We start from the raw sequence: 25,118 nt of genomic DNA on the forward strand, positions 1-25,118 counted from the left end.
TTAAAAAAGGTCAAATCTCAGAATAGAGTATTTGGCCTTTTTATCACTATACAATACATGGAGGTATGAAACGTGAAAGGTAAATTGCTAAAAGGTGTACTTAGCTTAGGTGTTGGTCTAGGAGCTTTATATAGTGGAACGTCAGCTCAAGCAGAAGCGTCTACAAATCAAAACGATACATTAAAAGTGATGACGCATAATGTATATATGCTATCAACAAACTTATATCCGAACTGGGGACAAACTGAGCGTGCTGATTTAATCGGGGCGGCAGATTATATAAAGAATCAAGACGTAGTTATATTAAATGAAGTGTTTGATAATAGCGCATCAGATCGTTTATTAGGGAATTTGAAGAAAGAATATCCAAATCAAACAGCAGTATTAGGTCGTAGTAGTGGAAGTGAATGGGATAAAACGTTAGGAAACTATTCATCTTCAACTCCTGAAGATGGTGGCGTTGCGATTGTGAGCAAATGGCCAATCGCTGAAAAGATTCAATATGTATTTGCAAAAGGATGCGGGCCAGATAATTTATCGAATAAAGGATTTGTATACACGAAAATTAAGAAAAATGATCGCTTTGTTCATGTAATTGGTACGCATTTGCAAGCGGAAGATAGTATGTGCGGAAAAACTTCACCTGCATCTGTACGTACAGACCAATTAAAAGAAATTCAAGACTTTATTAAAAATAAAAATATACCAAATAATGAGTATGTGTTAATTGGTGGTGATATGAACGTAAATAAAATAAATGCAGAGAACAAGAATGACTCAGAGTATGCATCTATGTTTAAAACATTGAACGCTTCTGTACCATCTTATACTGGACATACAGCGACTTGGGACGCAACGACAAACAGTATTGCAAAATATAATTTCCCTGATAGTCCTGCTGAGTATTTAGATTATATCATTGCAAGTAAAGACCATGCGAACCCATCGTATATAGAGAATAAGGTGTTACAGCCGCAATCTCCACAATGGACTGTTACATCATGGTTCCAAAAATATACGTATAATGATTACTCTGATCATTATCCAGTAGAGGCGACTATTTCTATGAAGTAGTTTCAAAAAGTTTCTTCGTAAAGAAGAAACTTTTTTTATTTGCAAACAGGAAAATCACACTTTTTTTCCAATATGTATAAGACATATTGAGAAGAGGAGAGAAAAATGTGGATCGAGGAATTTTTAAAGAAGTTCCATTACCGTGTGCATTTTTGGATGAAGTGGCTTTAGATAGAAATATTCAATCGATTATAGAGTTAAGTGGAAATAAAAAGATTCGTATAGCGAGTAAATCGTTACGCTCTGTTCCGATTATGCAAAAGATACTAGCTGCAAATGATCGATTTCAAGGTATTATGTGCTTTTCACCTAGAGAGATTTTATTTTTAATAGAACAAGGATTTAATGATTTATTGCTTGGATATCCTGCTTACGATGAAAGAGCTCTGTATGAAATTAGTTTGTTAACAAAGAAAGGTTTCATTATAACTTGTATGGTGGATTGTGAAGAGCATATTGTGTATTTAGAAAACATTGCTGAGCAATCTAAAGGATGTTTTCGTGTTTGTTTGGATATTGATATGAGTAGTTGCTTCTTTCAATTTCATTTTGGTGTACAAAGGTCCCCAGTAAAAAATGTGCAGGATGCGTTGAAAGTAGTAGAAAAGGTGAGAAGGTCATCATATTTAATGTTAGATGGTGTAATGGGATATGAAGCTCAAATTGCCGGGGTGGGCGATTATATACCGAATCAATGGTTGAAAAGTAAAGTGATTTCGTATTTAAAGCAGAAATCAGTGCTAGAAGTTAAAGAAAGAAGAGAACATATTGTAAAAGCAATACAAAACATTGGTATTGAGCTAAGGTTTGTAAATGGAGGCGGAACAGGAAGCATAAAAACAACCGAGAAAGATAATTCAGTTTCAGAGATTACAATAGGTTCTGCTTTTTATTCTCCGAAGCTGTTTGATTATTATAAAGAGGTGAAATTTCATCCAGCGGTCGGATTTGCCTTACCAGTTGTGCGTAAACCAGTCTCGTTTATTTACACTTGCCTAGGTGGTGGATATATTGCTTCAGGAGCAGTTGGAAAAGATAAAGAGCCTGAAGTTTGGAGACCGAAGGGTGCAAAATTATTAGCTTTAGAAGGTGCTGGCGAGGTACAAACGCCAATTTTTTATAACGGCGAGGAACGAGTGGATATAGGAGAGACCATTTTGTTTCGTCATAGTAAGGCTGGTGAATTATGTGAACGCTTTCCTTTTTTGTATCGTGTTAAAAAAGGAGAGATTGTCGGGGAGTATTCAACATATCGGGGGGATGGCCAATGCTTTCTATAAAGGGACAAAAGTGGAGAAATTGGACAGGGAATGTAGAAGGAACGCCGCATTATACGATGTATCCAGAAAGTATACAAGATGTAGTAGAAGTTGTGGGGCTTGCGCGAAAAAAGGGAAAGAAAATTCGTGTTGTCGGTTCAGGACACTCGTTTACCCCCCTTGTGCAAACGGAAGAAGTTTTAGTTTCTTTAGATGAATTGAAGGGTATTGTGAATATTGATGCAGAGAAGATGGTTGCTGAAGTATGGGCAGGAACAAAGTTATATGATTTAGGGAAGTTACTTGAGGAAAAAGGTTATGCGCAAGAAAATTTAGGGGATATTGATTCGCAATCTATTGCAGGAGCGATTAGTACGGGGACTCATGGAACGGGTATTACCTTTGGGAGTTTATCAACACAAGTTATAGAGATTACGGCAGTTCTATCTAATGGTGAGAATATAGTTTGTTCGGAAGCTGAGAACGTAGAATATTGGAGAGCGTTTCAGTTGTCACTTGGAATGTTAGGTATCATTGTAAAGATAAAATTGAAGGTTATTCCAGCGTATTCACTCGTTTATGAAAGTGAAAAACAGTCATTATCCACTGTAATGAACAAACTAGAAGAATATAAGAAGCATCGTCATTTTGAATTTTTCGTTTTTCCTTATTCTGATGAAGTACAAGTGAAACTTACGAACGAAACAACGAATAAAGGCAGTGATTTGAAATGGCATAAACTAAAGGTGGAGTTACTTGAAAATAGGATGTTCTCTTTACTATCTAAAGGATGTAAATGGTTTCCTTCTATAAGTAAAGGCGTGAGTCGGTTATCAGCTAAAGCTGTACCAAGCACAAAAATAATTGGCCCGAGCTATGAAGTATTTGCTACATCACGTACGGTGCCATTTTATGAAATGGAGTATAGCATTCCTTCAAAGTATATGAGGACGGTTGTAGAAGAAATCTCAAATCTTATTGAAAAGAAAAAGTATAAGGTGCACTTCCCAATCGAATGCCGCTATGTGAAAGGGGATGATATATGGCTTAGTCCGGCTTATGGAAGAGATTCAGCATATATCGCTGTTCATATGTATAAAGGTATGAAATATGCTGCTTACTTTGGCGAAGTGGAAAAGATTTTTCTAAAGTATGAAGGGCGTCCACATTGGGGGAAAATGCATACATTATCATATGAGCAATTACAATATATATATCCAGAATTTCATTCGTTTTTACAGGTGAGGAAATCTCTAGATGAACTTGGAATGTTTTTTAATCCTTATGCGGAGAAGTTATTTATCCCGCTATTTGTCAGGCAGTAAGACCCCTACCTCAAAATTCAGTGGAAGCAAAGAAGTTAGGTGAGGGCTAATTAAAGTTTCACATTATGTATATGAAAAAGCTGACAAATAATTATTTGTCAGCTTTTTTTAGTGTAATTGCATTTCTTGTATGACTAATATGTTCATAAAATAGTAGTTTATCACGGCTAAATACATGTAGTAAAACATGAATAATAAATAGGCCGTTAATGATGAATAAGAATAACAATGTAACGAGTAATACTAAAGGCTCTGTGTGATTTAAAATAGAGCTACTAGAAAGAATATAATTGATTCCGCCTAACGCAAAATAAAATATACCGTAGCGAATAAATAGTTCTTTTAATGTAATACGATTTGATTTTCCTTTCACGTGAATGCGAAGCAATGCTTTCCCAATTGTTTTTCCGTTAGTAAAGTATGGAATAATAATAAAGTAAATAAGGATTGAACACGTAATGAAAATGAGTTCATACATATTGGTGTAAGATTGCATATTAGAAACGAAGAAAGAATTTCCTTTGTTTTTAACGACAGGTACGACGATAGATAAGAAAATCCAATCAATTTGCATCGCGATAAGGCGACGAATGAATCCGACTGGTTTCGTTTCCAAATCAATATGACTATCTAACTCGTTTGTCTTCGGAAGGAAGTACGTAAATATTGGTGCAATGATAAAACCAATTACGCCACCTAATGTATTTAAAAACAAATCATCGATATCAAATAATCGGTATGCACAATTGTATATACCGTATAATCCAGTCACTTGTGTTAGCTCGAAAAATAGTGAAAGGAAAAAGGAAATGCAAATTGTTTGTAAGAAACTACGTCGGAAATAATAACGTAAGTAAATACCGAATGGAACAGTTAATAGAACGTTAAAGGCAACTTGTAAAAACGCAGACTCTTTTAATAAGTAGAAATAAGTAGCTGGTTTCGTTAAAACTGCCGATGTATGACTACTAATCTCTTGTATGAAATAAAATGGTGCGAGTTGCATGTGTTGTGTATTAGCCGGTTGTAGGCTACAAGTATCAAACGTTTGTGGCAACGGCAAAATAACAAGAAAATAGGCATTTAATAAGTAAAGTAATAATGAGTATAAAATAAATGAGCGCCATTTATTTAAATAACCGTATTTTCGATAATTAAATATTAAAAAAGGGATTAAAAGAAACATTGCTAAAAAAGGAAATAAAATAAATGCTGTTTTCACTGGAAATAAATATGCAGTCAAAGTAAAACTCCTTTCAATAAAAATTCGTTTATCATTATAGCGCTAAAAATATTTAAATACAAAGTTAAAACCTTTCGAAATAGAAAAAATCACTAATTTGATAGGGATTAAGTTATGATAAATTTAATATGAGGATATTGTGATTATATAAGTTGAGAGAGGGTACAAGAGATGCGATATGAACTTTTTTCTGTAAGTGGGGATCATATTACGACTTTTGAAAGTGCATGGCGTTTTCAGGAGGGAGAACAGATTTTTGTTCATGATGATCAAACAAAACGAAACTTTATTATTATTCGGCTGACGCATGATGTATTTCAACAAAATAAACATGTTATTCGTTTGTATTGTCAAGAGAAGAAAGTGTATGCATAAGAGAAGCCCTCTTACAGTATGAAAAGTAAGAGGGTCCTTATCTCGTTATTTGTGAACAGCCCAATTGATGAGGGCTGATTAATTTAACTTTATCATTTTGGCCCTCGTAAGGAATAAAAAGAGAAGGATTAATGCACATAGGTAGCATTTGATTTGGAAGAAAGGATATAGCCTTGTATTTTGTGCTTCAAAGTTTCATTGCCTTCTTTTTGAGAAAGCCATGTATGGTAATCTTGTTGTGTTTTCCATAACATACGAATCATATACTCTGCCTTATCATTTGTACGATGAACAGGTGAAAACTCTATGTTAATACAACCGTTCGTTCCGGGGGAAGGATAATATTGTTTAAGCCCATAAAGTAGCTCATTTTCATATTCGTACTTAATGTGAATGAGTTTAGTAACTATAAACATATAAACACCTCTTTTACGATAATAGTAGGAAAGATAGAATTACTGTAATAGTGAACTTGATAAATATTATACTATTCTGAAAATTATAAGTAAATAATAGGTTTTAACTTAATAAAGGTATAAAAAAGCGAGTCATTCTATTACACTAGATGACTCGCTTTTAATTTGTAAGTTTTACTTTATAAGAAAATAAGAGTAAGTACACCTACGATAATACAATAGAAAGAGAAATATTTTAAATTTCCTTTTGCCATAATGTTCATAAACCATTTTAGTGAAATATACGTCATGATAAATGTTGCGATAAATGCAACGACATATGGTACGAATAATGTGTCTAGATTTGGGTCATTTGCAATGTCTGTAATGCTTAACAATAAGCCACCTAAGCTAACAGGAATGTATAGTAAGAATGAGAAGCGAAGAGCTGTTTCTTGCTTCATACCAAGTAACATTGCTGCTACGATTGTGGCACCAGATCGGCTTATTCCGGGAATCAGTGCGCAAGCTTGTGCTAATCCGACGATGATTGCATCTTTCATAGAAAGGTCGCCATCATTTTTACGACCGCGTAAATTTCTAATAATCCAAAGGCCGACAGCAGTAATAAGAAGGGAAACCCCAACCATCTTCACACCTTTTAAGTACTGATCGATGTAATCTTTAAATAAAACACCAATAACACCTGCTGGAATGGTTGCAATAACAAGATAAATAATAAAGAAGAAATCTGATTTTGCGTCTTCTGCTCTTGTAAATATATAAGAGAGACCATTCTTTGTTAGACGAATTAAATCATTTCTATAAATAAGTAATACAGCTAATAATGAAGCTGAATTAACAAGTAGTTCGAAGCTAAACCCTTCTATTTTTAGTCCTAGCAAATGTTGTGCTAAAACGAGATGACCACTTGAAGAAATCGGAATTGGTTCTGTTAGTCCTTGGAACAGACCGAGAATTAAATATTTTAAAACGTAGTAAAATTGTTCCATAATAACCTCCTTGTTTATTAGTTGAAAGAAACAACTTTTCCATTATAACAAAGATATGGATGAATATTGAAAAGAAATAAATATTCAAAATAAAATAAAAATCCCTTATAGCAGTATAAGGGATTCTTAATTTTAATTAAGAAGTCACTGTTCCTTGAAGACTTTTAGATAATTGAACATCGACTTTTTCAGCATCATGAATATGATTCATAATAGTAGTATTTAATTTTTGGAACATTTGTTGTGTGTTAGCGAATTCTCGTAATATGTCATCATTACAAGACTTTTGGTTTTCGATAGCCTTAATAACATTTGTAGCACCATTTTGTAACGTTTGAATCATAACTAAAATATTTTCAATTCTAGCATTTGTATCGGCGCTCATTTCTACACCTTCATCGACTAAATGTAAATTATCTTTTGTGTTATCATATGCTTTTTCAATTTCTTCTTGTATTTTTTTCGTTAAGTTGCCGATGTTTTTTGTACTTTCTGCTGTACTTTCCGCTAGTTTTCTTACTTCATTGGCAACGACGGCGAATCCTTTACCGTGCTCTCCAGCACGTGCGGCTTCAATACTCGCATTTAATGCAAGTAAATTTGTTTGTGCTGCAATGTTTTGAATGACTTCTACAATTTGCTCGATTTCCTTTGAGCGTTCGCTTAGATGATTCATACTATTAGACGTGCGTTGAGATTGTTCACCTAATTTATTAATTACAATAAGTAAGCGGTGAACGGATTCTTTTCCTTCATTAGAGCAGTCAATAATTTCTGCAATAGACTGAATTAAGCTTTGTTCCTTTTGTAACATTTCATTATTTAACTCATTGGAATGTGTCGTACGTGTTGAAACATTTTCGAAACATGAACTTAATTGTTGAACTAAATTTTGAAGTGTATTATGTTGGTTATTTACAAGTTGATGCTCTTGGATAACGCTTTGTACACGATCGTGGATAGTAGAAATAGTCTCCTGCTTTTCGATATCTTTTTGTTTTAATTCTGTTTCTAATTCTTGTATACGCTCTTGTAATTGAGCAATTGTATGTTGGAGTGATTTTTTTTGAGTAAACATGTATTTATTTCAACCGCCTTCGAAAGTTATATTTTCTCTATATTTGGATTTTAGCATCTTTTGTATTTTTTAAATATAGGAATTGTTAAATATTTAAGAATCTATTACATTTTATTCATAATTCTCTTTTTTTCGTCACGAAAAATAAACTGTATTTAATCGTTTTGTAAACAAACTGTAAAATAAATCATGTATAACTGTATAAGAAGGGAGTCGGATTATGAACTATTTTAAGCGAATCAGCTGTCTAGTATTAGCAGGAATTATCGGTCTTTCTAGTACAGTCGCTGTTAAAGCAGAGTCAAACGACGAGAAACTTAACAACATGCAACAGCAATTGCAACAAAACGATGCAGAAATGCAAAAGAAAGAGCAAGAGAAGCAAGCTGTTAGTAAAGAAATTAAAGGTATCGAAAACGAACTACATAATTTAAATAATACAATTGCAAAAAATAAAGAGGATCAAGCTGCTATTCAACGTAAAATCGATGAAACACATAAGCAGATTGAGCAAAAAAAGCAAGAAATTGTCGTTTTGGAGGATAAAGTCCTTGCTCGTAAAGATATTATGAGAAAACGTATGGTTTCTGTTCAAAACAGTTCAAATACAAGTTTAGTAGTAGAAGTTGTAGTAGAATCAAAAAACTTTGCAGACTTCTTACAACGTATGAACGCAGTTTCTACTATTCTAGAAGCTGATAAAGAAATTTTACGTCTACAAGAACAAGATCTTCGTCAAATTGAAGAGGACAAGAAAACAATTGACGAAAAAGAAGCATCTTTAGTAGTAGACAAACAAAAATTAGCAAAAGCGCAAGCTGAACTGCAAGATAACTTGAAAAAACGTCAAGATAACTTACAAACAGTTCAAGCTAAATATAATGAAGTTGCAAGTCAACTTAATTTAGCAGCGGAAGAAAAAGCTAAAATTGAATCAAATATGAAGACAGTACAAGAAACGATTGCTCGTGAGCAAGAAGCAGCAAGAATCGCAGCGGAAGAGCGTGCAAAAGCAGAAGCGGCTGCAAAAGCAGAGCAAGAAGCTTTAGCGAAAGCACAAGCAGAAATTGCTGAAAAGCAAAAGCAGGAAAAAGCTAGTAAACCAGCTGAACCTGTAGCAAAAAATACAGAAACACAGTCTAAGCCTGATACGAAACCAACTCAAGGTGGAAAAGAATTTTACGTAACAGCAACCGCTTATACAGCTGATCCATCTGAAAATGGCTATAAACCGGGTGAAACTGTAAAATCTAAGTTAGGACATAATTTAACTGCAAATCCAAACATGAAATTAATTGCTGTAGATCCATCTGTTATCCCATTAGGTTCTACTGTATATGTAGAAGGATATGGAACAGCAATTGCTGGAGATACTGGTAGTGCAATAAAAGGGCATATCATTGATTTATTAATGCCAAATTCAGCTCAAGCTAATGACTGGGGTAGAAGAACAGTTAAAGTTAAAATTTTAAATTAATATGTAATCCAACTTTACAATACGTAGAGTTGGATTTTTTTATAATAATAATGTTAAGTTGAGTTTACATTTTGTTAAGGATAGCATACAATAATGGTGAGAGGTGGTAAATTTGACCATTTTAAACAGAGTAAAAGAATTAAGAGCTCGTTTTAACTTTACGCAAAGCGTATTAGCAGAAAAGGTTGGAGTAACGAGACAAACAATTGCAGCAATTGAAAAAGGGGATTACGTTCCTTCGTTGTTATTGGCACTTACGATTTGTGATGTGTTTCAGTTAAAGATGGAAGATGTGTTTGTTTTAAATAAGGAGGGGGAAAAGGATGAATAGAATTGTTTTTTCTTATATTATAAATGTACTCTATACTGCACTAGCATGTTGGACATTTGTTGAATTTTATAGTGTTATTACAGAGTTAGCAGATATAATTAAAAACGAGAAATTCCCGTTTGAAGTATGGTTTAATGGAGTACCATTCATTTTATTATTTATTGGAGCAATTATAGTTACAATTTTTTATAGAATTCAAAAGAAAAAATATAAGAATTTATCTTTTTGGATGTATCCATTATTATTTCCACTAGAAGATGAACGTGAAAAAGCGATTACGGATAAAGCTTGTAGAACAACATTTGTATCGTTATGGTTTGTCTTACCTTGTGCAGTTGGATTTTTAACTTTTTCGCCTATTATTAATGAATATCTTCCTGGATACCCATTATATATTCTATTTTCTATTTTCTTTATTCAAATGACAGTATTTCACGTATCACTATACAGAAATAAATTAGCTTAAAAAGAAACCTTCTTGCACCGGCAAGAAGGTTTCTTTTCAGCTAATACTTGTACATATAGCGATATTATTTTATCATTTTATATAGAGTAAGATTTTGTAAGGGAAAGGAACAGTGTATGAATAAGCAAAGAATTTATAGTATAGTAGCAATTCTGCTATTTGTTGTAGGTGGCGTGTTAATTGGAAAGCCATTTTATGATGGATATCAGGCTGAAAAGAAACAGACTGAAAATGTGCAGGCTGTTCAAAAGATGGATTATGAAAAGCATGAGACGGAATTTGTAGATGCTTCCAAAATTAATCAACCAGACTTGGCGGAAGTAGCGAATGCATCATTAGATAAGAAACAAGTAATTGGTCGTATTTCGATTCCAAGTGTTTCAGTAGAACTGCCTGTTTTAAAAGCTTCTACTGAAAAAAACTTATTATCAGGTGCAGCGACAGTAAAAGAGAATCAAGTTATGGGAAAAGGAAATTACGCATTAGCAGGACATAATATGTCTAAAAAAGGTGTTTTATTTAGTGATATAGCTTCTTTGAAAAAAGGCGATAAAATTTATTTGTATGACAATGAAAATGAATATGAGTATGCGGTTACTGGTGTATCTGAAGTGACTCCTGATAAGTGGGAAGTTGTAGAGGATCATGGGAAAGATGAGATAACGCTTATTACATGTGTATCTGTAAAGGACAATTCTAAGCGTTATGTTGTTGCTGGTGATTTAGTAGGAACGAAGGCGAAGAAGTAAAAAAGAAGGTGAACTCTTTAAAGAGTTCACCTTCTTTTTTACTAATGTTGAGAAATAATAGAATATTTCGGTTCGTATTTAAGTATTCTTCTATTTATGTATAATAAAGTTATAATTCTATATTTTGGGAGGAACAAGAGTGAGACAACAGGTGAAGAAACTTCTTTTAACAACGAGTATAGCGTTATTGGTAGCTCCAATTTCAGCTTATGCGCATCCAGGGCGTACAGATGCTAATGGCGGACATACGTGTCGTACAAATTGTGAGAAGTGGGGATTACAGTACGGGGAATATCATTATCACAATAAACCAGCTTCTAGTAGTGGCGCAACGAGCCCAGCTCCTAGTCAGAATAATAATAGTGCTGTAGAAGCTGAGAGACAAGCAGAAGCACAGCGCAATACTGAGGCTGAAAAACAACGTGCTGCAGAAGCACAGCGTAAAGCTGAAGAAGAGAGACAACGTGTAGCCGAGGAACAAAGAAAAGCTGAAGAGGCACGTAAGCAAGAGGAAGCGCAGCGCCAAGCTGATATGGAAAAAGGTCAACTTGAAGGTCAAAAGAATGGAGAAACTGATTTTAAAGCAGGAAAAAATGATGCAGAAGTGCATGTAGCTGGAAAATCTGATGCATATAAACAAGCGTTTAAAGCGACTTATGCAGCCGCATGGTCTTTAGAAGAGCAGAAGAAAACGCATTTTGAAAAAGGAAAAGAACAAGGTTTAGCACAAGAGACAATGGACGATAGTCAAGTTGCTCCAGAGTTTAAGGTAAACTTTGCAGACGGATTCAAAGTAGGGAATAAAGAAAGAACAGAAAAAATTGAAAAAGAGCAAGCTGAATTAGGGGAAAAGACAGGGAAAGAACTAGCTGAAAAGAATCCTGGAAATAGAGAGAAAGAAGTATACGTGAAGGCATATGAAAAAGCGTATGAAAAAGGCTATAAGTCTACAAAAAAGGCAGTAGAAAAGGCTGGCTATAAGTATGCATTTGAAAACTATGATTTAAAAGTTCCTGCTAAGTATGAACGAAATGAATTGTTAAAGAAATGGTTTACTGAAGGATTTAAATCGAATAAAAAAGCAGCGGAAATTCGAGAAGAAGGGTATAAAAAGGGAGATAGCTGGTTCTCATTTTTCTATAAGAGTTTCGTACCAAGTGAATATAAAGAACATAAAGAGCTGTACGAACAAGCAATAGAAAAAGGTAAAACAGTATAAAAAAAGATGAGGAGAAATTCCTCATCTTTTTTAATCCATCCATTTCACTAATTTCTTAGAAATTAATAATAAAACACAGCCTAATACAATTGCCACAGCGCCAATAACTGTGAATACTTCAGCGTATCCAAGTGAAGTTGTGAAGCTTGCAAGTTGTCCGCCTAAAATGTTGGCGATACCTGAACTTGCTAGCCATACACCCATTAATAAAGATGCTAATTTTACCGGAGCAAGCGCACTAACCATTGATAGTCCGACAGGTGATAAGAATAGCTCACCTAACGTATGGAAAAGATACGTAAAGACGATAAACAGTAAGTTTGCTTTTTCTGTAATGTTATGTTCATCACTACCTGTTTTTAATGTAGCGATAACGAGAATGATATAACCGATACCGAGTAAGATCATACCAAGTCCCATTTTAGTTGGGATTTTTAAATCACCCTGCTTGCGAGTTGCAAGTTTTGCCCATAATGCAGAAATGACTGGAGCAAGTAAAATAATAAATAATGGATTGACCGATTGGAACCAAGATGTTGGAACTTCCCATCCGAACACAGAGCGGTCTACAAATTTGTTTGTATATAATGTTAATGAGCTACCAGCTTGTTCAAAGCCAGCCCAGAAGAAGACAACGAAGCATGTTAAAATGACAATAACTGCGGTACGTTGTTTTTCTTTTTTGGTTAACGGTGTATCTCCTACTGATGGTTGTCCAGCAGCTGTTTGTAAATCGCGAGTTGGTTTTTTACCGATATTACCAAGGAAGCGATTTGATAGTGTTGTAAATAAAATTTGTCCAATGATCATTCCGATTGAAGCGGCTAAGAAACCGTAACGGAATCCGTAATGTACAACGCCATCAACTGTTGTTTTGAATAAATTTTCTGATAAAAATCCGCAAACGAGTGGAGCTAAAAATGACCCGACGTTAATACCCATATAGAAAATGGTAAATGCACTATCACGTTTTGGATCGTTCTCTTCGTATAATTCTCCAACCAGTGTAGAGATGTTCGGTTTGAAGAATCCGTTACCTATAATAATAAGCGCTAATCCGAGGTATAGGCCTAATTGGTTTTGCAAGGCAAATAGTGTAAGGTTACCGATTGCCATTGTTATACCACCAATTGTGATTGCTTTTCGTCTACCTAGAAAACGGTCTGTTAAGTATCCACCAATCATTGGTGTGAAATAACAGGCTCCAGTATAAAATCCGTAAATAGAGAGTGCCCATGCGGGACTAAACCCAAGACCACCGCTTACTAAAGCTGTCGTTAAATATAATGTTAATAATCCTCGTAATCCATAGTAACTAAATCTTTCCCACATTTCTGTAAAGAAGAGTAAGTATAAACCTGGAGGATGTTTCTTTTTTCTTTGTTGTTCTCTTTCTAGTTGTATCGCTGATTCCATGTTATTTTCCTCCTGACACAAACAAAAACAAAGTTAATAATTTTGTACATTTAATATTTTACCTTATTAACTATTATAAGTCAATAAAGGTTGATTTTTCAGAAGAAATTGGAAAAGAGGAATAGCTATAGAATGGGTGTTTCTTTTGTGATAGACTATGGACTATGTTTTCTTTGTAAGGAAGCGGGTTATTGTACTTTTTTATATGTGAAATTGATTTCATAAAAGATGAAATTAAAGAAGGAGAAAGAAATGAAATTGTTACAGAAAAAAGAAATTTTACTTATTAGCCTTATGTTATTCTCTATGTTCTTTGGAGCAGGGAATCTTATATTTCCACCTTTCCTTGGGTATGAAGCAGGAGAACATGTTTGGATTTCATTAGTAGGGTTTATTATATCAGCAACAGGTCTTCCTATATTAGGTGTTATCTCTATTGCAAAAGCAGGAAGTTTTCAAACGTTAGCGGGTAGGGTTCATTCTTCATTTGCAATTATTTTTCCATGTATCGTGTATGTATTTATTGGACCTGGGCTTGGTATACCACGTGCGGGAAGTTTAGCTTTTGAAATGGGGCCAGGTCAGTTATTCCCTGAAGCAGGAAGCGGACTATTGTTGTTTTACACAGTTATTTTCTTTAGTATTGTTTACTGGTTAAGTTTATCTCCATCTAAATTAATGGGATTGTTTGGAAAAGTATTGACGCCGTTATTATTATGTATGATTGCACTTATTTTTATAAAGAGTATGTTTACACCGGTAGGAGATATGAAAGAACCAATAGGGAACTATGGACAAGCTCCTATGTTTCAAGGGTTTTTAGATGGATATTTAACAATGGATGCGTTAGCTGCTTTAATCTTTGGAATTGTTATTGCAAATGCATTACGTGCAAAAGGTATTGAAGATGATAAAAGTTTAGCGAAATATATGAGTATTGCTGGCATTGTGGCAGGATTATTATTATCGATTATTTATGTCATCCTTGGATATGTGGGGGCAATTAGTGGCTCATTAGGAACATTCGATAACGGTGCGAAAGTGTTAGCGCAAGTTATGACTACATTATTTGGGCAGGGCGGAGTCGTTTTATTAGGTCTTATTTTTACTATCGCATGTTTATGTGTTTCAATTGGACTTGTTACGTCTTGTAGTCAATTTTTTGCGAGTGCATTTCCGAAAGTATCTTATAAAGTGTGGGCATTTATAGTAAGCGTTGTTAGTATGATCTTAGCTAATTTAGGATTAACGCAAATTTTAAAAGTATCAGTTCCAATTCTTGGATTTATTTATCCAATTGCATTAACTCTTATTATTCTAGGGTTATTCCATAAGTATATTGGAAAGTATGCATACGTATATGCAGTAACTGTTTTGGTTGTAGCGATATTTAGTGCAATTGATATTTTAAATAAAAATGTAATGATGAATCAGTGGACGTCAGCATTAAAATACATTCCGTTTTATACAGAAGGTGTTGGGTGGATTGTTCCAGCTATTGTAGGCATGTGTCTTGGTTTCATCGTTAGCATTGTTTTAAATAAGAATAACTGAGTAAAAAGGTGTTTTCCGATTTTGGAAGACGCCTTTCTTTTTTGGAAAAAATACTATTGAAAATGAATAGACTAAGAGTATGATAAAGATAATTGGTAATATATAGGTTTAATGAGAGTTACAAATGAGGGGGGAGCGTATGAAGAAGGATTTGGATAAGAAAATAGAAGCACTCGAAACGGCAATTGAAACAATTCAAGAAGCACTTGCTGAATTAAAAGTGAAGCAAAGGGAAATAGAAGTAGAAAACGCTCAGCAACATGTTAGTAAGAACAAGAAAGAATATATTGAAACGGTAATGGAGGAAAAGCCAAAAGAAGAAATAGTTAAGATAAAAGAGCCTTTGCAAGAACGTGAGGTAAAACAAGTAGATATATCTGCTTTTAAACCAGAGCCATTTAATATTATTAAGTTTTGTCAAACATGGTTACCGCGTGTATTTGTCGGTATTATGTTGCTTGGAGTGATCTGGTTATTTAAAGCAGGGGTAGATGCTGGCTTATTAACACCAGCGATACGAATTGTGTTTGGTATCGTATTATCTATCGGATTGTATTATATAGGAGATATTCAAATTAAAAGAGAGCGGCAGGCGTTAGGGTTAGTATTAGCTGGAGGAAGTATTACCGGGATTGTTCTAACAACGTTTGCAGCACATTATTTATATGGATTTATTCCGGCAAGTGTCGCGTTTCTCTGTAATATTGCATGGGTTATTTTAGGTATTTATTTAGCGAAAAGATATCAATCGGAATATCTCACTATTTTCGTAGCGGTCGGAGCGTTCTTCGTACCATTCTTGTTAAATAGTACGACTCCTAATCCTTATATTTTCTTTGGATATGAGACAGTATTAACACTTAGTTTATTATGGTATGCGTTGAAAAATCGTTATAAATACTTATATATGATTTCTTACGCTGTTGCTGCCATTGTCCTTTTCGTTTTCTTTGCTGTTATGTCAATGTTAGTAGAGAACTTGCAAATACAGTTAACGATTGTATATGGTTTGATTCATTTACTATTATTTTGGCATATGTTTACGGAGAGAAGTTTTATACTAGAACCACGTTTGGCGATATTTAGTGCAAATGCAGTGTTCTTTATACTAGCTATTTCAAAAATACATGATTTTACAACATGGGGATTAATTATTAGTGCAATCGTGCATGCCGCTATGTTCGTATTTGAATATAGGAAAAATAGACATTCTACATTTACAAATCTCTTATTTGGTTTCGCAATGGGAGCATTTAGTTTAGCAATTTTATATGAGTATAGTTTAGTGAATGCAGCGATTGTACTATTATTACAAGGTTTCCTCGGCATGGTCACTTCTATTAAAGTAAAACAACAGATAAAATTGTATGTTAGTGCGACGGTTTACGCAATTGGAATGATACAGACTATTTTTAGCCCGTTTGATCAATTTATTTCGGCAGGCTTTGTTGCTCATCTTATTTTAATAGGAACGTTCTATTATTGCATGAGAGAAGCGAAAGAAGTATTAGCGAGCTTCGGCAAATATATGTATTCTATAGTGCTCTATTGGTTTATGATAATTGTATTTATTACAATTACGAGAATCGGTGAAGTTTTATCTACAGATGGAAGCGTAATTAGTGTATCAGTATCGTTATTATGGATGGTATATGCATTATTTGCGGTTTGGTTTGGAAGAAATAGAAATATGAATGAAATATTATATGCTGGTTTAGTCGTTTTAGTCGTAACGGTAGGGAAGTTATTCTTACTTGACTTACCAGAGGTATCGATGATGATTAGGGCAGTGTTATTCCTAATCGTCGGTAGTATAGGTATCGTTATTTCAAGAATGTTTTTCTCGAAGGAAGAGAAGTGAGAAGAAGGCAATCCATGTATGGATTGCCTTTTTTATTATTTCTTATTAATTGTTACAGTTTCATTATATTTCGTTGTTGTATTTTGGCGTAGACGAAGCGTTGCTTGTCCAATTGTATTTGAATCAATCTGTACATTTACAACTTTCTCAGCAGAGCCTAAGCTGTTTGTTGTGAAAGAAAATGCACTGCTATATCCAAAAGTAGATGGCCAAGTGCCGTTTGCATTTTGTACTTTAGCCACTTGTGTTCCTCCAGTAGTGAAGATACCTAAAGAATAGTTGTTATAAGTTGTATTAGGTAGTAAGTTGTTTACTTGAATCTTCATTTGGAAAATTTCATTGTTTGGTAGAATGCTAGGGTGTGTAACGACGTAGTCGCTTGTTGTTACCGCACCATTATAACCGTATGAACCTGGTTTGAAAGTATTTGTATTAAACCATTGATAACCTGCATTTGGTGCACCCCAAGGTTCAGGTTGTGGTTCTGTTGATAAGCTTGGCTGTTCAAATGTCTGTAGAGCTGTAGGTGAATCAAGTTGTAAACCATTTACTTGATCTAAACTTGTAAATGTCTCTTTATTCGATAACCAATTTACGATGTTTTCTAATAAGATAGCATCGTTTTCTTCTTTATAACCATCGTAAGTTTTCTTTGTTTGGCCAGAATCTTCACGAACGTACTTTGGCGTAGCATCTTCAACAGGAGAAGAGTCACCAATAAAGGCAGCTTTTCCAAGTCCTACTTTTGCAATTGCAGCATATGGGCCTTCTGCAATACCACCGCCATTATAAACGCCACTATCAACAGCGTTATTCCATTTTGATGGATTTTCTGGAAGGTAAACAAGTCCTTTTGCTAGTTTTGGGTTTGTAATTGCTAGAGTAGAACCAGCATGCATTGCTACAGACGAAACACCTTTTGTAATTCCGAAAGATTGTTCAGGTGATACAATTGTTTTCGCTGAAACATCACCAAGTGCATTGTAGCGGAAGCGAATACCGAAGTTGTCAGAGAGCCAATCAGAGCTTTCTACTCCTTGCATAGCTTGTGAATTTGCTTCTTCATTAGACATTCCTTTTGCTGGATTATCCCAAGCACCGCGTCTATATCCATTAAATACTTCAGAAGAGTCCCAGCGATTTTTATTACGATCTGCATTGTAATGATCAGCAATAAAGAAGATACTACCACCATTTTTTACATATTGTAACATAGCGTCCTGCTCAGATTTTTTGTAAGGAATATTAGCTTCTGGAACGATAAATACATTGTAATCTTTTAAATCTTCGTACGTAATAGGTGTTGATTTACGAAGTTCCTTTACGTGATATCCGTTTTTTGCAATGCCGTTTCCGAAGTCAGAAAAGCCGCCGTCAATAACCCAGTCAGCTGTCCCAGCAGTTTGACCGTGTGTATTATCAAATAATACTTTCTTCCCATTGTTTTGATTTACAACTTTTGCAGCAATTTCAGGAGCTGGGTCTACAGAGCTTTCGGCATAAGTAGACGGTATGAACGAGGTCCCTATACTTAGTGTAATTGCTGTTGCTAAAGAAAATGTAATCCATTTTTTATTCTTCATAGAAGAATCCCCCTAATAATAAATATATGTGCTTTAATAATGTAATTTATTTTTCTGTAAAAATAAAGACGGAAAACATAAAAAATATTAAAAAATTGTAAAAATACCGTGAATTTTGTTGAGAAATATTTATATAGATATAAAAACATCCCTTCCAAGTAATAAGGAAGGGATGTTTTGCTTAACTAATTTTTGAGTTAGGTGTTTCATCAATCTTATGAAACCCTTTCATGTAATATACGATTGCTAAGCCGATAAGCCAAATTGGGCCGACAATCAATGCAATTCGTGTATCTTCTGAATACGCCATTATACATAAGACTAGTGCAAGGAAGGCAAGTGAGAAATATGAGCTTAATGGGTATAAAGGCATTTTATATGATAACTTTTGTTTATTTTGAGTAGGCAAGCTTTTACGGAATTTAATTTGAGCGACTAATATAATGCCCCAAGTCCAAATTGCACCAAAAGTTGAAATGCTAGTAAGCCATGTAAATACCTTTGCAGGTACGAGATAGTTTAATATAACACCAATGAGTAAAACGATAGCAGTTGCTACAATTCCTTGGCTTGGAATACCGTTTTTATTTAAACGACCAAATCTTTCAGGAGCTTTTTTCTGCTGAGCTAATGTATATAGCATACGGCCTGTACTAAATAAACCACCGTTACAAGAAGAAAGAGCTGCTGTTAATACGACAAAGTTAATAATACCTGCTGCTTTTGCGATACCAATTTGCTGGAATGTTAATACGAATGGACTGCCTTTCTCACCAAGTTCGTTCCATGGATAAATTGCCATCATAACGAATAATGCCCCAACGTAAAAGAGTAGAATTCTCCAAAATACGTTATCAATTGCCTTTGCGAGTGTTTTCTTCGGATTTTGAGCCTCACCAGCTGTAACACCGATTAATTCAACGCCTAAATAAGCGAATAGTACCATCTGCATGGAGAGTAGTAACCCAGAAAATCCATTTGGGAACCAGCCACCATGTGACCAAAGATTTGAAATACCAGTAGCGATACCACCGTTTCCGAATCCGAATAAAATAATACCAGCTCCGACTACTATCATACAGATAATTGTGACAATTTTAATGAGAGCAAACCAAAACTCAAGTTCTCCAAATACTTTTACCGATAAGAAGTTAAAAGCGCTCATTAATAATAGAGCAAGTAACGCCCAAGTCCAGCGCGGGATATCAGGGAACCAGTACTGCATGTAAATGCCAGCTGCTGTAATTTCAGCCATGCAAGTAACAACCCATAAGAACCAGTAATTCCAACCAGTAATATAACCAGCGAGTGGTCCAATATAATCATATGCATATTTACTAAAAGAACCAGCAACAGGTTGTTCAATTGCCATTTCCCCAAGCGCTCGCATAATGAAAAAAATAACGAGACCGGCAATCATATAGCCTAGCAAAATAGAAGGACCTGCTAGTTTAATGGCGGAAGCGGATCCTAAAAATAGCCCAACGCCAATAGCTGAGCCCAGTGACATTAAAGTAATATGTCGTTCTTTTAAACCACGATTTAAAGTTCCAGATTTGTTTGTGTGCTGCATAAGAAGAATCCCCCTTGTAGAGTGAACGATATTTGAATGCGTTTACTAAATATTTAACTATTTCAAATTATAAAACATTTCTATCTGTTATGCTACAAAAATAATCATAATGAACTGTACTACATCTGTACTTGTCAGACTTAAACTTAAAATTCGAACTATTAGGGAATATATTGACTCTTCTTTTTATTGATTGTTAAGATTAAGTATTATATTTTCTCACATACTAGTAAGAAAAAGAATGTGTGATAATAATTCAGGTGTAGGAAGGGTACATAAGCATGTTTCAATTACAAAAATATAACACTTCTGTGAAGCAAGAGTTTTTAGCTGGCATCACAACTTTTTTTACATTTGCGTATATTCTTGTCATCAATCCAAAAATATTATCTGATGCAGGTGTACCATTTGACCAAGCGTTTACAGCAACAATTATTGCAACCGTTGTTGGAACAGTAGGTATGGCGATTTTCGCGAATTACCCGATTGTTATTGCTCCAGCTATGGGAATGAATGCATATTTTGCTTATTCTGTTGTACAGAAGGCAGAAGGGATTACATATGTAGTTGCCTTTTCAGCTGTATTTGTAACGGGGATTATTTTTCTTTTATTATCTTTTACTTCGTTTAGGCAAAAGTTAATTTTAGCAATTCCTGATAGTTTAAAGCATGCAATTGCAGGTGGAATTGGACTATTTATTGCTTTTATTGGATTGCGCCTTTCTGGAATTATCGTGGATCATCCGTCTAATTTAGTTACGATTGGTGATTTTCATTCTCCAGCTGTTATTTTAACTTTAATTGGTTTAATATTAGCGGCGGTATTAATGACATTGCGTGTGAGCGGTGCATTATTTATTAGTATGATTGTGACAGGAATTATTGCCTTCTTTACAGGGCAATTGAAGTTTGCTGATAAAATTGTGGCGATGCCTCATTTACCAGAGGGTATCATCGTTTCAAACCCAATCAATGCCTTTTCAGATGTAATTGAATACGGATTATACGGCGTTGTATTTTCATTTTTACTTGTACTTTTATTCGATACAACAGGTGCATTACTCGGTTTAATTAAACAAGCAGGTTTAATTACAGACGATACAGAGAAGCGTTTTGGTAAAGCGTTTATTGCGGATGCAATTGGCGGGACTACAGGTTCTATCTTTGGAACAAGCCCAACAGCAGCGACGATTGAATCGTCAGCAGGTATTGCTGCAGGTGGTAAAACTGGATTAACAGGGATTGTAGTTGTTGGTCTAACAATTATAACGGCATTTTTTAGTCCTGTTATTGCTTCTTTATCAAGTGTAGCCGCTATTACAGCTCCTTCATTAATTATAGTAGGTAGTTTAATGGCACAAAGCATTCGAGATATTAATTGGAATGAATTTGAAGATGCGTTACCAGCATTTTTAATTTTTATAGGTATTCCGTTAACATCTAGTATTGCAAATGGAATCGCAATTGGATTTTTAGTATATCCAGTCTTGAAAATTGTGAAGGGTAAAGGGATGGAAGTACATCCATTACTATACTTATTTGCATTCTTATTTGGATGTCATTTATTCTTATAATATAAATATAGGAGAGGGCCTTCTTATGGGAGGCTCCCTTTTTGTGTATAATAAAGTGAAGCTATGGGCAGTAGGGGATATCCCCACTGTGTATTAGCCCGCACCAATCGGGATAAGATGAAAACTTAATTGGTTTTGTAAAATATAAATTACTTAATGGAATATATATGTTACTATATAGATAGAGGAGGAACATGAATGGCTGTAAGTAAAATAAAAGTCGCGCGTGTTCAGTTAGATTTAACACAGCAACAATTAGCAGAAAAAGTAGGCGTTACAAGGCAAACGATTAGTTTAATTGAGAAGGGGAAATACAATCCATCTTTAGATTTATGTTTAAAAATTTGTTATGCAGTAGATAAAACGTTGAATGATTTATTTTGGGAGGAAAAGGAGTGGTAGGATGAAAATCGTGAAAGATGAACGTTTAATGATTGAAGGGTTAAAACATATTAGATTAGCTTTCATCTTACAAAATATCGTCATACTAGCTATCGTCTTTTACCGCTATGTCTTGCAAGGGGCAGGATATGAAAGTGTTTCGGATTTATTAATGGTATTTATGGGCGGGATAATAATTATTAACTTTTTAAATCTGAAAAATTCAGTGGAAGTGTATGAGCATACGGGCGGAGTGTCGCGTCGTTATTTTATGAAGCTATTATTCATTCCGGTGGGTATTATTATTGGGATTTTAGCTATTTGTATCGTTGTAACACCAGATATTTCGATAAAGGAAATTAGTATGACAGGACTTATTATGTTTGCTTGTTTTTTAGTTCCTAGTTTGTTTATATACATATATATGAAAAAAATAAAAAGAGAAGATTGAAATATAAGAAAGGCTTTCCCGTATTGAGGAAAGCTTTTCTTATATCTTTTTATACAAAACTTTATGAAGGCCAATTGGTTCAATTTCAAAAATTTCACCATGCTCCTGAAAGCCTAATCGCTTGTAATAGTCAGTTACAGTAATTCGGCCATTACACCATAACATATTTGCTTGACGCTCTTGTAAGATTTGTTCTGCATTCTGAATTAAGGAGCTTCCAGCGTGGTTGTTTCGAAACTCAGGTAATGTGGCCATTCCTCGTAGACGATAATGAATACCGGCTGGTAGGTCAGGGTATATTTCTTTTGAGAAGGAAGCGATACTAATTAGTTCATCGTTTATAAATGCGCCTAAGTGGAAGGTGTCTGTTTCATAATCGGAAGGATATTTACAATCTGCTAATGTTTGATTGGGGCGTAAAATTTTTTGACGTAATACGTAAGTTTCAGATCCCTCAATATTTTTCACGATAATCATATTAACATCCTTTCTTATAAGGCCTTTTCTGTTAATTGTATAAAGAAATAAGCAGGTGCGGCGAGAAGTCCGAGTATGCTAGCAGTTCCGAGAAGGAGTGAAAGTAGGAGGCAAGAATATTTTATTCCATTCGATTTTTTCCATCCGTAACTACAAATCTCAATACTAACACCGATGAGAATAATGGCAACGAGTATTTCTGCTAATAATAAAAGAGCTAAAGTTACAATAGACATAATGTGATCCATCCTCATAATATGTGATAGTAACATTTTACCATATGAAGTTAAAAAAATGCCCCTCAATTATGTGAGGGGCATTTTTTTACTCTAATATGTTTTTTAGTGTATCGATATGTTCTTTTGAACCTGTTACAAGTAATGTGTCACCGTGTTGTAGTCTTGTATCACCATGTGGTATTAATGCTTTGTTACCGCGGTAGATTTGAATGACAAGTACATCACCTAAAAACGGGAGGCGGCGAAGCGCAACGCCGTTATATTTATTGCTGCGCAGTTCAACTTCACGTACTGTTTCGTTTGCTGTTGTAATTAAGCGAACGAGACTAGGTTTATCAATAAGTGCACGTAATAAAATACGTGTAGAGTTAATTGTTGAGAATACAGCGATATGTTCTTGCGTTGCTTTTTCTTGTAGAAGTGGATCTTCTACACTTGCAATAACATGTTCAACACCTAGCTCTTTTGCATGTTCTGCCAATAATAAGTTTTGTTCATCATCGCTTGTTGCAACAACGACGCGATCTGCATTAAATGCTGTTTGTTCAGTTAATGATGCGATTGTGATGTCATCTAATTTCACGATAGGGAAGTCATGTGATTTCGCTTCTTCATCATTTATTTTGTTTTGACGCATCATATATAGCGTTACGTCATAATCTTCTCGTTTTAAATCTAGTGATAACGGAAGGGTAATTCTGCTCGCGCCAATAATAGCTACTTTTGGTTTTGGTGTTTCTACTTTTGGGAACATTTTTTTAAACAATATAGGTGCAAAAATACAAGTAATAACTGCGCTTAAAATAAGAGAGGCAGATAAACTTGGACTGATGATCTCCAGTTTTTCACCAATTTGTGCAGCCGCAATAACTAAAGAAAGTGTCGATGTTAATAAGATTGCACTTCCAAGTACGATATTACGTGGATACCATTTTCTTAAGACGAGTGATGGTAAGAGTTTCGAAATAAAGAGTCCTACAATTAAGATTGGAATCATTAGCATGCTAGAAGGTTCTTTGAAAATAGACCACACCTCTAGATTTACACCAACCATTACGAAGAAAATAGGGATGAAGAAACCATAGCCGATAGAATCAAGTTTTTCCACCATATCTTCATTTGGTGATAATAACGATACAAGTACACCTGCTAAGAAGGCACCTAAAATATTTTCTGCTCCAACAGATTCCGATAACCCAACTAAGATTAAAATGAGTGCAAAAACAGCTCGTGTATCAATTTGTACACTACCAGCTTTTAAACTATCTAAGTATGGAATGTTTTTAAAGCGTTTTGCAATAAAGTAAATGACAATACCGGCACCGAATAGAATAAGTAAGAGCCACATACTTTGACCGCTTTCGGAATTTAATCCGACGAAAACAGCGAGTAAAATCATTGTAACTAAGTCTGCGATAACAGCAACTAATAAAATGATTTGTCCGATTGCAGTTTTTCCTAGGTTGTTTTCTTTTAATGTTGGTACAACAACACCTAAAGAAATAGTTGAAATAATTAAAGTCATGAACATTGCATTATCTACAAATCCTAGCCATACGAATAGTAATGATAGGGCATAAGATAAGATGAAAATAAATAAGAAGATAATGCTTGCTACTTGAAATGTATTTGGCTCGTTTGTCGTATTTTTTTTCCCTTTTTGTTTAAAGATAGAAAAATCAATTTCTAAACCGCTTAAGAACATGAGGAAGATAAATCCTAATGTTGATAAAACTTGAAGCCATATATCTGGCTCAATAATATTAAACCCACTTTTACCTACAAAGATTCCTGCAATAATTTCTGCAACGACAACAGGAAGTGCTTTTAATTTAAAGCGTTGTAACAAAAGGGGAACGAAAAACGCGATTGCAACGACAACCATAAGTGATAGAACAGAAGTATGATGTTCCATTGCGTTCTCTCCCTTCAAATAAATATAGTACCTATTTAGCCATATAATAGGTAGAAAAGCAACGCATATGGATTCGATTTCATAAAGAAA

At 34.6% G+C, this 25,118-nt stretch carries 23 protein-coding genes and 1 pseudogene; 14 read left to right on the top strand and 10 right to left on the bottom strand.

What is annotated here, in order from left to right; genetic code table 11:
- Positions 1-72: 72 nt before the first annotated feature.
- The 3 genes from sph to BHV55_RS03545 all read left to right on the top strand — a co-directional run bounded on the left by sph (position 73) and on the right by BHV55_RS03545 (position 3,658).
- Positions 73-1,074 (top strand): sphingomyelinase C, encoded by a 1,002-nt coding sequence (gene sph, locus BHV55_RS03535; protein WP_000676797.1) that lies wholly within the window; start codon positions 73-75, stop codon positions 1,072-1,074.
- 107 nt (positions 1,075-1,181) lie between these two features.
- Complete coding sequence (locus tag BHV55_RS03540) at positions 1,182-2,354, top strand: amino acid deaminase/aldolase (RefSeq protein ID WP_070758194.1); 1,173 nt, start codon at positions 1,182-1,184, stop codon at positions 2,352-2,354.
- Positions 2,342-3,658 (top strand): D-arabinono-1,4-lactone oxidase, encoded by a 1,317-nt coding sequence (locus BHV55_RS03545; protein ID WP_070758192.1) that lies wholly within the window; start codon positions 2,342-2,344, stop codon positions 3,656-3,658. The genes BHV55_RS03540 and BHV55_RS03545 overlap by 13 nt, the downstream gene beginning before the upstream one ends.
- A gap of 91 nt (positions 3,659-3,749) precedes the next feature.
- Here the strand turns inward: BHV55_RS03545 and BHV55_RS03550 are convergent, their stop codons facing one another.
- Entirely contained in the window at positions 3,750-4,901 is a 1,152-nt protein-coding gene (locus BHV55_RS03550) for a VanZ family protein (protein WP_000128013.1), read from the bottom strand.
- A gap of 171 nt (positions 4,902-5,072) precedes the next feature.
- Between BHV55_RS03550 and BHV55_RS03555 the strand changes: the two genes are divergently transcribed.
- Complete coding sequence (locus BHV55_RS03555) at positions 5,073-5,276, top strand: hypothetical protein (RefSeq protein ID WP_001268332.1); 204 nt, start codon at positions 5,073-5,075, stop codon at positions 5,274-5,276.
- Positions 5,277-5,404: 128 nt separating this feature from the next.
- On the opposite strand, the gene BHV55_RS03560 is transcribed toward BHV55_RS03555, so the two are convergent.
- The 3 genes and pseudogenes from BHV55_RS03560 to BHV55_RS27820 all read right to left on the bottom strand — a co-directional run.
- Positions 5,405-5,692 carry a hypothetical protein gene (locus BHV55_RS03560; RefSeq protein ID WP_000471239.1) on the bottom strand — a complete coding sequence of 96 codons (288 nt, stop codon included), beginning with the start codon at positions 5,690-5,692 and terminating at the stop codon, positions 5,405-5,407.
- Positions 5,693-5,871: 179 nt separating this feature from the next.
- Positions 5,872-6,684 carry an undecaprenyl-diphosphate phosphatase gene (locus BHV55_RS03565; RefSeq protein WP_000434796.1) on the bottom strand — a complete coding sequence of 271 codons (813 nt, stop codon included), beginning with the start codon at positions 6,682-6,684 and terminating at the stop codon, positions 5,872-5,874.
- A 136-nt stretch (positions 6,685-6,820) separates the two neighbouring features.
- Positions 6,821-7,351, bottom strand: a pseudogene (locus tag BHV55_RS27820) (methyl-accepting chemotaxis protein); the annotation flags it as partial.
- A 631-nt stretch (positions 7,352-7,982) separates the two neighbouring features.
- Here BHV55_RS27820 and BHV55_RS03575 point away from each other — a divergent pair.
- The 5 genes from BHV55_RS03575 (at position 7,983) to BHV55_RS03595 (ending at position 12,004) form a co-directional block, all read left to right on the top strand.
- Positions 7,983-9,239: a 3D domain-containing protein gene (locus BHV55_RS03575; protein ID WP_001105785.1), complete on the top strand. Its 1,257-nt coding sequence runs from the start codon at positions 7,983-7,985 to the stop codon at positions 9,237-9,239.
- 112 nt (positions 9,240-9,351) lie between these two features.
- A complete protein-coding gene (locus BHV55_RS03580) occupies positions 9,352-9,570 on the top strand; it encodes a helix-turn-helix transcriptional regulator (RefSeq protein ID WP_000154020.1) in 219 nt (72 codons plus the stop codon).
- Entirely contained in the window at positions 9,563-10,036 is a 474-nt protein-coding gene (locus tag BHV55_RS03585) for a DUF2178 domain-containing protein (RefSeq protein WP_001080043.1), read from the top strand. The genes BHV55_RS03580 and BHV55_RS03585 overlap by 8 nt, the downstream gene beginning before the upstream one ends.
- 116 nt (positions 10,037-10,152) lie before the next feature.
- Positions 10,153-10,785: a class A sortase gene (locus BHV55_RS03590; RefSeq protein WP_001041724.1), complete on the top strand. Its 633-nt coding sequence runs from the start codon at positions 10,153-10,155 to the stop codon at positions 10,783-10,785.
- Between the two features lie 139 nt (positions 10,786-10,924).
- Positions 10,925-12,004, top strand: a complete 1,080-nt coding sequence (locus BHV55_RS03595; RefSeq protein ID WP_001249813.1) for a YHYH domain-containing protein — start codon at positions 10,925-10,927, stop codon at positions 12,002-12,004.
- Between the two features lie 30 nt (positions 12,005-12,034).
- Here the strand turns inward: BHV55_RS03595 and BHV55_RS03600 are convergent, their stop codons facing one another.
- On the bottom strand, positions 12,035-13,420 hold the full coding sequence (locus BHV55_RS03600; protein WP_000443143.1) for a peptide MFS transporter: 1,386 nt from the start codon (positions 13,418-13,420) through the stop codon (positions 12,035-12,037).
- A gap of 252 nt (positions 13,421-13,672) precedes the next feature.
- Here BHV55_RS03600 and brnQ1 point away from each other — a divergent pair, with 252 nt between their 5' ends.
- A complete protein-coding gene (brnQ1, locus tag BHV55_RS03605; protein WP_000771700.1) occupies positions 13,673-14,974 on the top strand; it encodes a branched-chain amino acid transport system II carrier protein BrnQ1 in 1,302 nt (433 codons plus the stop codon).
- 139 nt (positions 14,975-15,113) lie between these two features.
- A complete protein-coding gene (locus BHV55_RS03610; protein WP_048568086.1) occupies positions 15,114-16,835 on the top strand; it encodes a DUF2339 domain-containing protein in 1,722 nt (573 codons plus the stop codon).
- A gap of 35 nt (positions 16,836-16,870) precedes the next feature.
- On the opposite strand, the gene BHV55_RS03615 is transcribed toward BHV55_RS03610, so the two are convergent.
- Entirely contained in the window at positions 16,871-18,418 is a 1,548-nt protein-coding gene (locus tag BHV55_RS03615) for a DNA-binding protein (protein ID WP_000791508.1), read from the bottom strand.
- A gap of 181 nt (positions 18,419-18,599) precedes the next feature.
- Complete coding sequence (locus BHV55_RS03620; protein ID WP_001164895.1) at positions 18,600-19,991, bottom strand: amino acid permease; 1,392 nt, start codon at positions 19,989-19,991, stop codon at positions 18,600-18,602.
- Between the two features lie 281 nt (positions 19,992-20,272).
- On the opposite strand from BHV55_RS03620, the gene BHV55_RS03625 reads away from it, so the two are divergent.
- From BHV55_RS03625 to BHV55_RS03635, 3 genes are all read left to right on the top strand, one after another.
- Positions 20,273-21,565, top strand: a complete 1,293-nt coding sequence (locus tag BHV55_RS03625) for an NCS2 family permease (protein WP_070758188.1) — start codon at positions 20,273-20,275, stop codon at positions 21,563-21,565.
- A 198-nt stretch (positions 21,566-21,763) separates the two neighbouring features.
- Positions 21,764-21,967, top strand: coding sequence for a helix-turn-helix transcriptional regulator (locus BHV55_RS03630; protein WP_000301183.1), 204 nt, complete (start codon positions 21,764-21,766; stop codon positions 21,965-21,967).
- Position 21,968: 1 nt separating this feature from the next.
- Positions 21,969-22,397 (top strand): hypothetical protein, encoded by a 429-nt coding sequence (locus tag BHV55_RS03635; RefSeq protein ID WP_000706629.1) that lies wholly within the window; start codon positions 21,969-21,971, stop codon positions 22,395-22,397.
- A 39-nt stretch (positions 22,398-22,436) separates the two neighbouring features.
- On the opposite strand, the gene BHV55_RS03640 is transcribed toward BHV55_RS03635, so the two are convergent.
- From BHV55_RS03640 to BHV55_RS03650, 3 genes are read right to left on the bottom strand one after another with little or no spacing between them, the layout of a single operon-like run.
- On the bottom strand, positions 22,437-22,874 hold the full coding sequence (locus BHV55_RS03640; protein ID WP_000587680.1) for a GNAT family N-acetyltransferase: 438 nt from the start codon (positions 22,872-22,874) through the stop codon (positions 22,437-22,439).
- Positions 22,875-22,888: 14 nt separating this feature from the next.
- On the bottom strand, positions 22,889-23,146 hold the full coding sequence (locus tag BHV55_RS03645) for a DUF4022 family protein (RefSeq protein ID WP_044129536.1): 258 nt from the start codon (positions 23,144-23,146) through the stop codon (positions 22,889-22,891).
- A gap of 52 nt (positions 23,147-23,198) precedes the next feature.
- The gene (locus BHV55_RS03650) at positions 23,199-25,028 is read right to left on the bottom strand and encodes a monovalent cation:proton antiporter family protein (protein WP_070758186.1); all 1,830 of its coding nucleotides are present in this window, start codon (positions 25,026-25,028) and stop codon (positions 23,199-23,201) included.
- Positions 25,029-25,118: the final 90 nt, after the last annotated feature.

It is taken from the genome of Bacillus sp. RZ2MS9 (assembly GCF_001816185.2).
Taxonomy (GTDB): domain Bacteria; phylum Bacillota; class Bacilli; order Bacillales; family Bacillaceae_G; genus Bacillus_A; species Bacillus_A cereus.